Here is a 14,177-nt window from a genome sequence, read left to right on the forward strand (position 1 = left end):
AACTACAGTTTTCGTAGTATGAATAACTAATATATGCGGTAAGTTAAATACTTTATGCGGGAGATGGATGATTATTCTATTTCTATATCAAAAAGTGGCGTGAATTAATGAGGTAAAGGGTCTATGGCAATTTTCATGTCTAATTCAAACCACAATTTCTGATTGAAAAGTATTTAGAAAATTACCATGACAGATTATCTACTTTCTTATTATTCTTTTATTATATGCGAGATATCGAAAGAATTTGCTTGCTCCATTCTATTTGTTCAGGAGTGCCTTCAATACGCTGGCCATACATTTGAATAATTTGGTTACCTTGGGTATCAAAGACCTCAAGACTTGTCACAAATCCATCTTTAGTTGGCTTACGTGTGACCCAGCACTCAGAAATGCCATTTTCAATGATATGAAGTTTAAAGTTTGTACTTGAAACATTTAACCAATCAGTTTGAGAACTTTCAACAGAGAGTGATGATAGTTCATTTATTTTTCCTGTAAATATTTGCACACACCCACGGTTTCCTACAAAGAGCATAACTTCATTTTTTGCATGGTATGCAAGAGAGAGTAATTCAGATAAAGCCGTAGTAGGGACTTGCCATGCTAATTCTTGGCTAACGACACGAAAAACTTGCTGACGACTTAAATTGTGTTTCTTTAATATACCAAAAAACTGATGAACATTGGTCATCTCACGCCATTGTTGCTCTAATTGAGAGGCGAGTTCTTCGCTAATTTTCTGTTCTGAAAATAGCGAAATTGTTTTAGGTTCGATAGGCGGATTCTCTGATGTGCTGTAGCGCTCTATCATGGCTTGCCAAGCAGCTATATCAGAGTTGTCGGTGGAAAAGACCTTGTGTAACGAATCACCATATTTATCGAAAAATTGAATACTGTGGCGAGTTCCCTCTGGCATTTTTTCAGTGAGTGCAAAAACTGAGCTCCACTGCGCAAAGAACATGCGTAAGTCTAATGCTTTAGGGTTTAGAAATAGCCCACCGTGGTTACTAAATTTTGGGTTATTGTATGCACCCGTTTGAATACTAACAGCGTACTGATTACGAGTGATCCCTATAGCTTTGCCTATTGTGGTTAAATCTTGCAAGATATCAATAGGTTTACTGACCAATCGTTGAACATTATCTTTACCGACACGACAATGAATTAGTTGGGCCTCCGATACGCTAAGTAAGGCCGCTATTTCTTGGGAGTGCTTATCAGAGTGCATTTTCTTAGCTTGCAGGTAATCATTATAGAGGTTTGAATTCACAAATTTTTCCTTAATAAAATTAAAAGACATAGTGAAAAGTTATCAACTGATTTATTTTTTATACTGCTGATAAATTTAATAAAATCAGTTGATAACATGGTTTTTTACTACTTAACTACCAGTTGTAATTCATGTTGAGATAAAAGTTCCGACCTTCTTGGGGTACGCCAGTGGAAGATAGATATGGCTTATCAAATGCATTTTTCATTGTGAGAGTCGAACTTAACCCTTTTATGAATTGATCTGCTTGGTAATTCACATAGAAATCATGAATGCTATAGCCCGCATATTGAATGACTTCTTTATGATAGCGGTCTAAGCCTTTATCAGATCTGTGATGCCACTTTTTATATTTATCGTTACCTTGAAGTTGCGTTCTTGCAGAGAATTCCCCTATCCAACCTAGAGTAAAGCCAGTACTAGCAACCGGTACATTGAATCGAGCCGTTAGTGTTTCAGGACGTATAGACGAAAGAGAATAATGTGAGCCGTCTTCTCTACCTGTGGTTTTATTGTGATTGATATTTAATTCAAACCACCGTGTTCTGTAGCTTATAAAGCTATCAATGCCATAAATGGATGCGCTGGGGATATTGATATAATAAAGCTCATCTGGGAACCATTGGCCATACCTTGGCGTATAAAGACCTTCAAGGGCAATATGGTTTTTAGCTTTGGTCTTAAAGTAGGTTGAACCGAATTGAAGGTCGCTATTATCAATAAATACCCCATCAAAACTGATTTTTATACCTGTTTCGAGGGTTCTATTCGTTTCTGGACGTAAATCAGGCGATGGGCGAAAGTTCGAGGGAGTGCCAAAAAAGGGTATAGTGAAATGGTTAGAATTGTTATAAAGCTCGGACATACGTGGGGTACGGTATGCTTCAGCGTATGATGAGTAAAGATTGAGCCAATGGGTTGGAGTAATACTAACAGCCATACGGGATGACAAGTTGATATGTTTATTTTCAGGGAAATTATTCCTCGATGCACGGTATTGTGTAAAGCGCGTTCCAATTGATAAAGTTAACGGTAATTGATGCAATGTCATGTCATTGACTAACCAGCCAGACAGGTTATCAAGTTCTGCTGGTGGATAACTTATTGCATACTGATTTGACGTTTGCTTTTGCTGATAATATTCGAAACCACTTTGAATATGATGATTTACCCAGTTATACATAGGTAAAGTGAAGCTATTAGTAAATTTAGTCCCATAGGTATATTGATTTCGCGTTTCAGAGCCATACTCTTTTGGTTTGCTCTTGACCTTAACTGTATCAGTTTGATCTAAATATAAATCTGTATAATAAATATCCCACTGGGCTTGCCAATTTACCTCATTTTTGGGTGTAAAAAATTGGCTAATGGCAACATCTCGCTGATGGCTTTGTCTTTCATGCGGTGTATTTGGATATCTATTTTTTTCTGAAGGTTTAGCGGGTTGTTTTACCCCTAAACTGTTGTTGCGGTATTCTTTTAATTGTAACGTCAAGTTATATGAAGGGTGGGCAAGCCAGCTGCTTTTGAGCATCCAGTTGCTTAGCTGTTCAGTATTATCAACCTCTTCAAACTCGGGTGAGCCGAGTAGGTGCTTTTTACGTTGACTATAGGTAAACAGAGTATCTGTTGATTCAGTTCTGCCTAATAGCGTTGCACCTGCATAGTAACCGTGATCATTACGGTTAATACCGCTAAAGACCTGACCACCGATTTTTTGCCCTGGTTTTAATATGTCAGCTGCATTTATTGTTTTGAATGATACGACTCCGGCTAACGCCCCGCCGCCATGATGTACAGATGATGCGCCTTTATGGACGTAGACTTTTTTTACTAAGGTGGGGTCAATAAATGTAGCTTCATATAAGCCGGAATAAAAGTCTTGGGTGATATTATCAACGGTGACTTTAACACCTCGTGAATCATAACCCCGCATTTGAATGCCCTGGCCATAAGTGCTATTAGAACCAGAAACAAATACTCCAGCTTGGCCTTTCAGTAAATCTAAGGCGGATGTCGCAGATTGATATTCAGGCGCTTTTGCATCAATTACATCGACTTGTTCTGCTACAGCGATATTTTCTAAACTAAGAGGTGAGGTCGAAACGTGAATAATGTCGCGGGTATTCGCTTTTGGAGTCGATAAGTTTTCACCTAAAGCGGTGTTGCTAAACCCGGTCATTACAACGGTGGCAGCAATAGCTGAGAGTGATATTTTATGATCTTGATGGATTGATGCAGGCATCGATTTAAACAGCATAGGAAATCCTTTCCTTTGGTTTCAGAATTTGCTGGCTGCCTGGATAAATAATCTGGGTGGCATGCAATAAATATTTATGTAACTCATTTATTTATTAGAACTATTTAGCCCTGTAATGTCGTAGCGAATAATGGGCTAGGCTACAGAAGTTCTAACGGATAAATTAGTTTGTAGTGAGAATTATTATCGTTGGCGCGAGGTGGGTCAAGGATTTTTTGGATTAAAATTCTGTATTTATTTTATTAATTAGATTATTATATTATTTAATTATGCATTAAATGATAATTATTTTTTTTGTAAATATAAAAGCCCTTTAGTTTCTATGTTCACTAAAGGGCTCATAATAAAAAAATTGGAATGATTTGGCTTATTTAAAGCGTGACTCAACAGCTTGAGCAAGAATTTCAATAAGTTGTTCGGTATCTTCCCAGCCAAGACATGGGTCGGTAATAGATTGGCCATAAACTAACGGTTGGTCAGAAACCACTTTTTGTGTGCCTTCAACTAAGAAGCTTTCTGCCATCACTCCACTGATAGCGGTCGAGCCATCTTTTATTTGCTCCGCAATATCTCGTGCAACTTCGAGTTGGCGACGATGAATTTTTTGGCAATTACCATGGCTGAAATCGACCACTAAATGCTCTGGTAATTCGAATTTACGCAGTTTGTCACAGGCTGCTGCTAAGTCACCAGCCGTGTAATTAGGCTGTTTACCGCCACGCATAATGATATGGCCATGCGGGTTACCACTGGTTTGGTAAATGGTCATTTGGCCATTCTTATCCGGCGATAAAAACATATGCTGCGCCTTTGCAGCTCTTATCGCATCAATAGCAATATTAATATTGCCGTCGGTGCCATTTTTGAAACCTACAGGACAGGACAATGCGGATGCCATTTCACGGTGGATTTGGCTTTCTGTTGTGCGAGCGCCAATTGCTCCCCAACTAATGAGATCGGCAATATATTGGCCCGTGACCATATCAAGGAATTCGGTTGCCGTGGCTAACCCTAACTGGTTAACTTCAATCAATAATTTACGAGCTAACCGGATACCAGTGTTGACTTGGCAAGAATTATCGAGGTTAGGGTCAGAAATTAACCCTTTCCAACCAACGACAGTACGTGGTTTTTCAAAGTAAGTTCGCATGACAATTTCTAAACGGTCTTGATGACGCTCTCTTAACACATTTAGTTTTTTAGCGTATTCAATAGCGGCATCAATGTCATGAATGGAACAAGGGCCGACAATGACCAGTAAACGTGGGTCTTGGCCGGATAATATCTGTTCTATGCGTTTTCGTGACGCTGTCACGTTTTCAGCGACTTTTTGGGAAATAGGAAACTCATCAGCAAGAGTTTGTGGGGTAATTAAACTGTCCACTCTCGCAGTACGTAATTCATCAGTTTTGTGCATTTTCTTTCTCAAAGAACTTTAATAGGCATATGCCCTATAAGTGATTAAGATCACAATAAACGAATATGGCTTAATTTCAACCTCCAACTTAGCAGGAATGAATATTTTTTTTATTTGTATTCATTAAAAGATTCGTCTTTGTAAGCCCATGGTATCAATCACTTTTGCTGAAATTTCTTCAACAGAATAGTTAGTTGTATTTAAGTAGTTGATTTTATTTTGTCTAAATAAAGCTTCCACTTCAGCTATCTCAATACGGCATTGCCTTATGGATGCATAACGGCTATTTTCACGGCGCTCTTCGCGGATAGCTGCTAGCCGTTCAGGGCTAATAGTTAAACCAAACAATTTATGTGTATATGGGCGTAATGCTGCAGGTAATTGTAAATTATCCATATCATCAGCCGTAAATGGGTAATTTGCCGCTTGGATACCAAATTGCATCGCTAAGTAGAGGCTTGTTGGCGTTTTGCCACAACGCGAAACACCAATTAGTATCACTTGAGCTTGGTCTAAATTTCGTAAAGAAATCCCATCGTCGTGAGCCAGTGTGTATTCAATAGCAGCTATACGTGCATCATATTGATTCATATTTTGCATGGATAGGCCATGGGTTCGGTTGAGTTTTGGCTCAGGTTCTAGGCCGACTTCCTTCTGAATTGGGGCGACTAGACTTTGGACGATATCTTGGCAAAAACCTGCACTCTGGATAATGATTTGCTTAACTTCAGGGGAGATAATCGAATAGAACACTAAAGGACGCAACTGGGTTTCTTCGAAGATAATATCTATTTTTTGCTTAATTTCATGTGCACGAGCTTCGCTTGTTACAAACGGCAGAGTATAAGAAATAAATGACAGAGGAAATTGAGAAAGTACGGCGTGTCCCAAAGTTTCAGCGGTTATCGCTGTTCCATCAGAAATAAAAAAAACAGTACGTTGAACTTGGCTTACCATATTATTCATTGCTCCTAATTCGCTCATCATTATTCGTCTCTATTGTATTTATCACTGGATATTGGGAAATATTATCTTTGTTTAAAGTTTAAAAATTAGTTTATAGGGGAAACTATAGCCATTTTTTGAACGATTTTTAGAACAAAAAAGTTTTCTTCAGTGATGGAACGATTCACCAGTCCATCTTCTCTTAGCGTCTGTGCTAGTCTATTTCACGAGGCGAAATTTCGCCAACGAGATTTTTTACGATTTGTACTCTGTCACTAAATTGCTATAAAAGGATCGCTTTCAATGTCCACAAATGGCCTCACTCCGTGTAATGTACTTTGGTATAACCAATTAGGGATGAATGATGTTGACCGTGTCGGGGGCAAAAATGCTTCTCTCGGTGAAATGATCACTAACTTATCTGATCTGGGAGTATCCGTACCTAACGGTTTCGCGACAACCGCACAGGCGTTTAATGATTTTCTGGAGCAGAGCGGTGTAAATCAACGCATTTATAACCTGCTAGATGAAACGGATATTGATGATGTGAACCAACTGGCTGTAGCAGGTGCTCAGATCCGTCAATGGGTGATTGATACACCATTGACGAAGGAGTTGGAACAAGATATTCGTGATGCTTTCGCACAACTGTCAGAAGGTGAAGCGGAAGCTTCATTTGCTGTCCGCTCATCGGCAACTGCTGAGGACATGCCTGACGCTTCGTTTGCAGGGCAACAGGAAACATTCCTTAACGTTCAAGGAATTGACGCTGTATTAGTTGCGATTAAACACGTTTTTGCTTCATTGTTTAATGACCGTGCGATTTCATATCGTGTTCACCAAGGTTATGATCACCGCGGTGTAGCTCTGTCCGCGGGCGTTCAACGCATGGTACGTTCTGATTTAGCCTCATCGGGTGTTATGTTTACGATTGATACTGAATCGGGCTTCGACCAAGTCGTATTTATTACCTCTGCGTATGGTTTAGGTGAGATGGTGGTGCAAGGCGCCGTGAATCCAGACGAGTTTTATGTCCATAAACCAACGTTAGCCAATAACCGTCCTGCAATTGTGCGCCGTACCCTGGGCTCTAAAAAATTACAAATGGTGTACGCCAACAGTAAAGAGCACGGTAAACAAGTACAAATTGAAGATGTGCCAGAAGCACTACGCAATCGTTTCTCTTTAACTGATCTCGAAGTGGAAGAGCTTGCACGCCAAGCTATACAGATTGAAAAGCACTACGGTCGCCCAATGGATATTGAGTGGGCAAAAGATGGTCATAATGGGCGTTTGTATATTGTCCAAGCAAGGCCAGAAACCGTTCGCTCTAATCAACAAGTGATGGAGCGTTATCAATTAAAACAACAAGGACAAGTTTTAGTTGAAGGACGTGCAATCGGTCATCGTATTGGCTCTGGGGCTGTTAAAGTCATACATAACTTGAGTGAAATGGATAGAATTCAAGTGGGTGATGTACTCGTTACCGATATGACAGACCCTGATTGGGAGCCTATCATGAAAAAAGCCGCTGCGATTGTTACGAATCGTGGTGGACGTACATGCCATGCTGCGATTATCGCTCGTGAATTAGGCATTCCTGCGGTTGTGGGGTGTGGTGATGCGACTGACCGTTTGCAAGAAGGCCAAGAAGTGACAGTTTCTTGTTCAGAAGGTGATACGGGTTTTGTGTACGAAGGTAAACTGGCGTTTGAAATTCACAGTTCTGAAGTGAGTGATATGCCAAACCTAGATGTCAAAATCATGATGAATGTCGGTAACCCTGACCGTGCATTTGATTTTGCTTGCTTACCTAATGAAGGTGTGGGTCTAGCTAGACTTGAGTTTATCATCAATCGTATGATTGGTGTTCACCCAAGGGCATTACTGGAATTTGATCAGCAATCTCCTGAGTTACAAGCAGAAATTCGCCAAATGATGGCGGGTTATGATGACCCGATTGAATTTTATGTCGGTAAATTAACCGAAGGGATTTCTACTCTAGCCGCTGCTTTCTGGCCAAAACGCGTTATTGTCCGTTTATCTGACTTCAAGTCTAATGAATATGCCAACTTAGTCGGTGGGGATATTTATGAACCTGAAGAAGAAAATCCAATGTTAGGTTTCCGTGGTGCAGGGCGCTATGTATCTGACAGCTTCCGTGCCTGTTTTGCATTAGAATGTGAAGCGGTTAAACGTGTTCGCAACACTATGGGGTTAACGAATGTTGAAGTTATGATCCCATTTGTGCGGACAGTTGCACAAGCTGAGTCTGTAGTTGCTGAGCTGGCTAAACATGATTTGAAACGTGGTGAAAACGGTCTAAAAGTCATTATGATGTGCGAAATTCCATCAAATGCTTTACTGGCAGATCAATTCCTCGAACATTTCGACGGTTTCTCTATCGGTTCGAATGATATGACTCAGTTAACATTAGGTCTTGATAGGGATTCTGGTGTTGTTTCTGAGTTATTTGATGAACGAAACGATGCGGTAAAAGCCATGTTATCTATGGCTATACAGGCTGCAAAACGACAAAACAAATATGTAGGTATTTGTGGTCAAGGGCCATCCGACCATCAAGATTTTGCTCAATGGCTGGTAGATGAAGGTATTGATAGTTTATCTTTGAATCCAGATACCGTGGTACAAACATGGCTGACGATAGCTGAGAATCAATAGTTATCTCGTTTTTTAATTATCAAGGCTGAATGTGAATAACATTCAGCCTTCGCATTTATTTGATTAAAATTACCTATTACAGAAATTGATTAATACTATTATTAATAGGTTGATAGCAAACAGTTCTAAATAAATATTCATATAATACTTTTTAGGTATAAATAAAAAACGAATATAATTACTCTTATTTTGTGTATTTGATTTGAACAGAAAATATATCTTAAATAGAAATAACGAAAGTTATTTAATTATATAACGCTAAAGGAGTATGAAAACTGCTAGTTATGTCAAAAATTGATATTAATCAATAATTATAAAGTGATGTTCTGATTACGATATGAATAATATTCATATTAAATGAGGATAAAAAAAAAGCCTATCATGGGCTGACAGGCAAAGACTACACACAGCAATTCAGTTAAATAAAGCGATGCCTAAAAAGGGAGGGGCATAGCTTTTTATATCCATATGATTCAATAATAGAATATTAAACTATTCATATTATACAATCATTAAGAACACTCTCAATATTAATATTACTCATTGTTACTTAAAGAGAATTAATTCAATAGATTTATGTTAACATAAATTAGACTAAATACTAACGTTAGAATGTTAAATATTGTTTCTAAATATTAATGGAGCAATACTTATTAAGTTAGCAGGCATGTCTTGCTTGAACATGCCTGCTACTAATCAACTACGTACTACTTTTTAATCGAAAACTCTTCTTCTAGAAATTTTTCAGTTTCTGTTAAGTCTTCACTTGGAACTGCAACCTCATTCATCCAAGCTTTTAATAAGCTATATGAAACGGCTAATACAACAGGACCAATAAACAAACCAATCATGCCAAATGATAAAATTCCACCAATAACACCAACAAGGATCAGAACCATTGGTAAGTCAGCCCCCATTTTAATGAGCCATGGGCGAAGAACGCCATCCATAGTGGCAACAACGGCGGCCCATATAGCAAGGATAATTCCCCATGTCGTATCACCTGTCCAAAATAGCCAAATGACGGATGGCACCATAATGAGTAGAGGCCCCAATTGCGCCACACAGCATATAAACAACAAGACAGTTAAGATGGCCGCATAACCAATACCCGACAAGGCAAGTCCAATTCCTCCGACGATGGCTTGAATTAGCGCGGTGACGACGACACCAAGGGCAACAGCTCGAATAGATTGTGCCGCTAACACGACGGCAGCATCCCCACGGATCCCTGCGAGACGGACCGCAAAGTGACGGATGCTAACCATGACAGATTCGCCTTTAAGATAGAGCAAGCCACTAAATAGCAGCATTAGCATCAAGTGAAAAACAAATCTTCCTGCGCTAATGGCCTGTGTAGCAAACCAGCCAGCAGCTTGGCCAAAATAGGGTTGAATTTTAGCAAGTAAAGCATTCCCCCCACTGGCGACTAAGCTATGCCATGCATAGTAAATTTTCTCACCCACCATTGGAATGGTATTGAGCCATTCTAAATCAGGCAATGTTAGGCTTGACGGCGATTTCGCTAAATCAATAAGTGGTGTGCTATTTTCAATGATACTGCCAATTAGAATACCCAATGGAATAACGAACAGCAGTAATATAAGAAGAACCATCACCAATGTAGCTAACCAGCGCTTATGCCATAAGCGAGCTTCCAGTCTTAATAATAGTGGCCAAGTAGCAATTACCATCATTCCAGCCCATACAAAGCCAAGAATAAATGGATTAAGTACCCAAAAGCAGGCTGCTATCATTAAAACGATGGATAATAGGCCGAAAATAAGTTTGGGAAGATCCAAGCGTTTTTGCGATTTTTCCATTAATGACTGGTCCTTTACAAATGAAAATTCTGTGTCTGTGGCAAATTTTTAGGTGAAAATAACGTAATTTTTTTTCACGGTTAAAAAAAACAATATTGTGATATGGTTCATAATGACAATGTCATCAGCGGCTGTGCTGTCTTTACAGGCTGTGAAGGTAACCCATCATAGACCTAAGACACTATTGTGCAACTTAAAATAAAGATAGTACATAACGAGTAATGCGAACACTAAACAACAAGAGTCATCGTTAATAATGATCCCGCGTATATCAGAAGCTCCTCATCTTAGTCATCTAGTTATTGAGTTCTTGCATGAGCTACAAGAACAGGGTTTTACTGGGGATAACGGCACCAGCTATGCTGAGCGTTTATCCATGGCAACAGATAATAGTATTTACCAACTATTACCCCAAGCGGTTGTATTTCCGCGTTCGAGTGCAGATGTACAAATTATCACTCGGCTTGCGGGGCAAGCGAAATTTCGTGAGCTCAGCTTTACACCTCGGGGTGGTGGGACGGGAACTAATGGGCAATCCTTAACTGAAGGGATTGTTGTGGATATGTCCCGTTATATGAATAGGATTTTAGAAATAAACCCAGAGCAAGGTTGGGTTAAAGTTGAGGCTGGGGTCATCAAAGACCAATTAAATCAATACCTCAAACCTTACGGTTATTTCTTTTCGCCGGAGCTATCTACCAGCAACCGAGCAACATTAGGTGGAATGATCAACACTGACGCATCAGGTCAAGGCTCATTAGTATATGGTAAAACCTCTGATCACGTGTTAGGCGTTAAAGCCATGGTGTTAGGTGGAGAATGCCTAGATACACGTGCTATGCCTATCGAACTCGCCCAAACGATTGCGTCAGAAGATTCAACAGTGGGGCGTATATATAAAACAGTATTAGAACGCTGTTTAGAGCAACGTCCATTAATTGAAGAAAAATTTCCCAAGTTAAATCGTTTCCTGACAGGGTATGATTTACGTCATGTATTTAATGATGAACTAACAGAATTTGACCTTACCCGTATCTTGACTGGGTCTGAAGGGTCTTTAGCCTTTATTACCGAGGCGACGCTTGATATCACACCTTTGCCAAAAGTACGCCGCTTAGTAAACGTCAAATATGACTCTTTTGAGTCCGCATTGCGTAATGCACCTTTTATGGTTGATGCAAAAGCCTTGTCTGTTGAAACAGTTGACTCGAAAGTATTGAATTTAGCGCGTGAAGATATTGTTTGGCACTCAGTTAAAGCATTGATTACTGACATTCCAAATAAGGAAATGTTGGGGCTGAATATTGTTGAGTTTAGTGGTGATGATGAAGCGGAAATTAACCAATTAACTGAAAGCCTTTGTCAGCGGCTTGATGAGTTAATGGCGAATAACCAAGCCGGCGTGATTGGTTATCAAACCTGTCATGACCTTGAAGATATTACGCGCATTTATAACATGCGTAAAAAAGCAGTTGGGCTGTTAGGGAACAGCAAGGGGGCTGCAAAGCCAATTCCGTTTGTTGAGGATACTTGTGTTCCTCCTGAGCATCTTGCTGATTATATAGTGGAATTCCGTGCATTATTAGACAGTCACAACTTGAATTATGGCATGTTTGGTCACGTGGACGCAGGGGTATTACATGTCCGTCCTGCGCTTGATATGTGTGATCCGCAGCAAGAAGTATTGATGAAACAAATTTCTGATGAAATTGTGGCATTAACCGCTAAATATGGTGGGCTTTTGTGGGGTGAACATGGGAAAGGTTTCCGTGCGCAATATAGTCCTGAATTTTTTGGCGATGTATTATACGGTGAGCTTCGGAATATTAAAGCGGCATTTGACCCCGATAACCGTTTGAATCCAGGTAAAATTTGCCCACCTGCGGGGTTGGATGCACCGATGAAGCAGGTTGATGACATCAAGCGAGGAACGTATGACCGGCAAATTCCAGTCCAAATGCGCCAAGAGTTCCGTGGTGCTATGGAGTGTAATGGCAATGGGCTGTGTTTCAATTTTGATGTAAAGAGCCCAATGTGCCCATCGATGAAGGTGAGTGGTCAACGAGTCCATTCTCCGAAAGGCCGTGCAACACTTGTTCGTGAATGGTTAAGGTTGCTAGCGGAACAAGGCGTTACACCAGAACACCTTGAAAAAGGAATTACGCACAACCAGCCTTCATTAAGAGGCTTAATCGAGAAAACCCGTAATACTTGGCGTGCGAAGCAAGGGGATTATGATTTTTCTCATGAAGTGAAAGCTTCAATGGCTGGGTGCCTCGCCTGTAAAGCCTGCTCAACACAATGCCCGATTAAAATTGATGTGCCATCATTTAGAGCTAAATTTTTAGCATTGTATCATGGGCGTTATTTGCGACCTATTCGGGACCATATTGTTGCAAACGTCGAAGCGAGTGCACCAATACTTTCCAAGGTACCTAGCGTATTTAATTTCTTTTTACGTCAACCGGTGGTGCAAAAACTGAGCCAACACACCATTGGTATGGTGGATTTACCGTTATTTTCTCAACCCACATTAAAACAAGAACTTTCAGGCCATGCCGCGGTTTCTGTTACGCTTGAACAACTTGAAAGTATGGCGGATTCACAGCGTGAAAAATATGTGCTGGTGGTTCAAGACCCTTTCACTAGCTATTACGATGCCAAAGTGGTGGCAGATTTTGTCCGCTTAATTGAAAAGTTAGGTCTTAAACCTGTATTGTTACCGTTTTCACCGAATGGAAAAGCGCAACACATCAAAGGTTTTTTAGCGAAATTTGCTAAAACAGCTCGCAAGACAGCGGACTTTTTAAATCGAGTGGCAAAATTGCAGTTACCAATGGTCGGTGTTGACCCTGCACTGGTACTTTGTTATCGCGATGAATACCATGAAATTTTAGGTAAAGAACAGTGCCAATTTACGGTGATGTTGGCGCATGAGTGGTTAATGACATTGCCTGAACCACACAATGTGCAAGTGGCTTCGACACAACCATGGTATTTTTTCGGTCATTGTACGGAATCAACGGCTTTACCTAATAGTGCGAATCAATGGGCAGCGTTATTTGCTCGCTTTGGGCAAACATTAAATAATGTTAGTGTTGGCTGTTGTGGCATGGCAGGGACTTATGGGCACGAAGTGGCCAATCTTCAAAATTCAAAAGGAATTTATGATTTATCGTGGAAAGGCGCGATGTCTTCTTTGCCAAAAGATCGCTGTTTAAGTTCAGGTTATTCTTGCCGTAGCCAAGTTAAGCGAATGGAAAATGTATCGATAAAACATCCGATTCAAGCACTGTTGGAGATAGTTTAATGATTTGGAAACGTCAATTTAATTTGCAACAACTCGCTGAAATGTCAAAAACCTGCATGTTAGGGCATCTTGGCATTGAAATCACGGCAATTGGAGATGATTATTTAGAGGGAATAATGCCTGTCGATCATCGTACCAAACAGCCTTTTGGGTTATTGCATGGCGGTGCTTCTGTTGTGTTAGCCGAATCCTTGGGTTCAATTGCGGGTTATATGTGCTCGGAAGGGGAACAAAAGGTGGTCGGGTTGGAAATCAATGCAAATCATGTTCGTGCTGCTCGCTCAGGGGTTGTAAAAGGTATTTGTAAGCCTATTCATTTAGGACGTCGCCAGCAAGTGTGGAATATTGAAATTTTCAATGAACAAGGCAAATTGTGTTGTACTTCTCGCCTGACAACTGCGGTATTATTTGAATAATAACCATTCTATATATAGGGTTTTTTGGCTAATTAAATGCCAGAACACCCTATA

The 14,177-nt window shown here is 40.1% G+C and carries 8 protein-coding genes; 3 read left to right on the forward strand and 5 right to left on the reverse strand.

Annotated features, from left to right (window positions below):
* Positions 1-220: 220 nt before the first annotated feature.
* From M1F25_RS09715 to M1F25_RS09730, 4 genes are all read right to left on the reverse strand, one after another.
* The gene (locus tag M1F25_RS09715; protein WP_181489629.1) at positions 221-1,270 is read right to left on the reverse strand and encodes a hemin-degrading factor; all 1,050 of its coding nucleotides are present in this window, start codon (positions 1,268-1,270) and stop codon (positions 221-223) included.
* Between the two features lie 115 nt (positions 1,271-1,385).
* Positions 1,386-3,530 (reverse strand): TonB-dependent receptor domain-containing protein, encoded by a 2,145-nt coding sequence (locus M1F25_RS09720; RefSeq protein ID WP_094961755.1) that lies wholly within the window; start codon positions 3,528-3,530, stop codon positions 1,386-1,388.
* Between the two features lie 367 nt (positions 3,531-3,897).
* Positions 3,898-4,947, reverse strand: a complete 1,050-nt coding sequence (locus M1F25_RS09725; RefSeq protein ID WP_004263759.1) for a 3-deoxy-7-phosphoheptulonate synthase — start codon at positions 4,945-4,947, stop codon at positions 3,898-3,900.
* A 123-nt stretch (positions 4,948-5,070) separates the two neighbouring features.
* Entirely contained in the window at positions 5,071-5,904 is an 834-nt protein-coding gene (locus tag M1F25_RS09730; protein ID WP_164565710.1) for a pyruvate, water dikinase regulatory protein, read from the reverse strand.
* 291 nt (positions 5,905-6,195) lie between these two features.
* Between M1F25_RS09730 and ppsA the strand changes: the two genes are divergently transcribed.
* The gene (gene ppsA, locus M1F25_RS09735) at positions 6,196-8,574 is read left to right on the forward strand and encodes a phosphoenolpyruvate synthase (protein ID WP_004263765.1); all 2,379 of its coding nucleotides are present in this window, start codon (positions 6,196-6,198) and stop codon (positions 8,572-8,574) included.
* 707 nt (positions 8,575-9,281) lie between these two features.
* Here the strand turns inward: ppsA and ydiK are convergent.
* Positions 9,282-10,397, reverse strand: a complete 1,116-nt coding sequence (gene ydiK, locus M1F25_RS09740) for an AI-2E family transporter YdiK (protein WP_004263767.1) — start codon at positions 10,395-10,397, stop codon at positions 9,282-9,284.
* A gap of 256 nt (positions 10,398-10,653) precedes the next feature.
* Between ydiK and M1F25_RS09745 the strand changes: the two genes are divergently transcribed.
* Both M1F25_RS09745 and menI read left to right on the forward strand, forming a co-directional pair.
* On the forward strand, positions 10,654-13,707 hold the full coding sequence (locus tag M1F25_RS09745; protein ID WP_004263769.1) for an FAD-binding and (Fe-S)-binding domain-containing protein: 3,054 nt from the start codon (positions 10,654-10,656) through the stop codon (positions 13,705-13,707).
* The gene (gene menI, locus M1F25_RS09750; protein WP_094961759.1) at positions 13,707-14,123 is read left to right on the forward strand and encodes a 1,4-dihydroxy-2-naphthoyl-CoA hydrolase; all 417 of its coding nucleotides are present in this window, start codon (positions 13,707-13,709) and stop codon (positions 14,121-14,123) included. Before M1F25_RS09745 ends, menI begins: the two co-directional genes overlap by 1 nt.
* The last annotated feature ends 54 nt before the right edge of the window (positions 14,124-14,177 follow it).

Source organism: Providencia sp. PROV109 (genome assembly GCF_033681625.1).
Lineage (GTDB): Bacteria > Pseudomonadota > Gammaproteobacteria > Enterobacterales > Enterobacteriaceae > Providencia > Providencia hangzhouensis.

Bases quoted from the DNA above. Each gene is read 5' to 3' on its own strand.
- ppsA (WP_004263765.1), top strand. From the start codon at position 6,196: ATGTCCACAAATGGCCTCACTCCGTGTAATGTACTTTGGTATAACCAA.
- M1F25_RS09725 (WP_004263759.1), bottom strand. From the start codon at position 4,947: ATGCACAAAACTGATGAATTACGTACTGCGAGAGTGGACAGTTTAATT.
- ydiK (WP_004263767.1), bottom strand. From the start codon at position 10,397: ATGGAAAAATCGCAAAAACGCTTGGATCTTCCCAAACTTATTTTCGGC.
- M1F25_RS09730 (WP_164565710.1), bottom strand. From the start codon at position 5,904: ATGGTAAGCCAAGTTCAACGTACTGTTTTTTTTATTTCTGATGGAACA.
- menI (WP_094961759.1), top strand. From the start codon at position 13,707: ATGATTTGGAAACGTCAATTTAATTTGCAACAACTCGCTGAAATGTCA.
- M1F25_RS09745 (WP_004263769.1), top strand. From the start codon at position 10,654: ATGATCCCGCGTATATCAGAAGCTCCTCATCTTAGTCATCTAGTTATT.
- M1F25_RS09720 (WP_094961755.1), bottom strand. From the start codon at position 3,530: ATGCTGTTTAAATCGATGCCTGCATCAATCCATCAAGATCATAAAATA.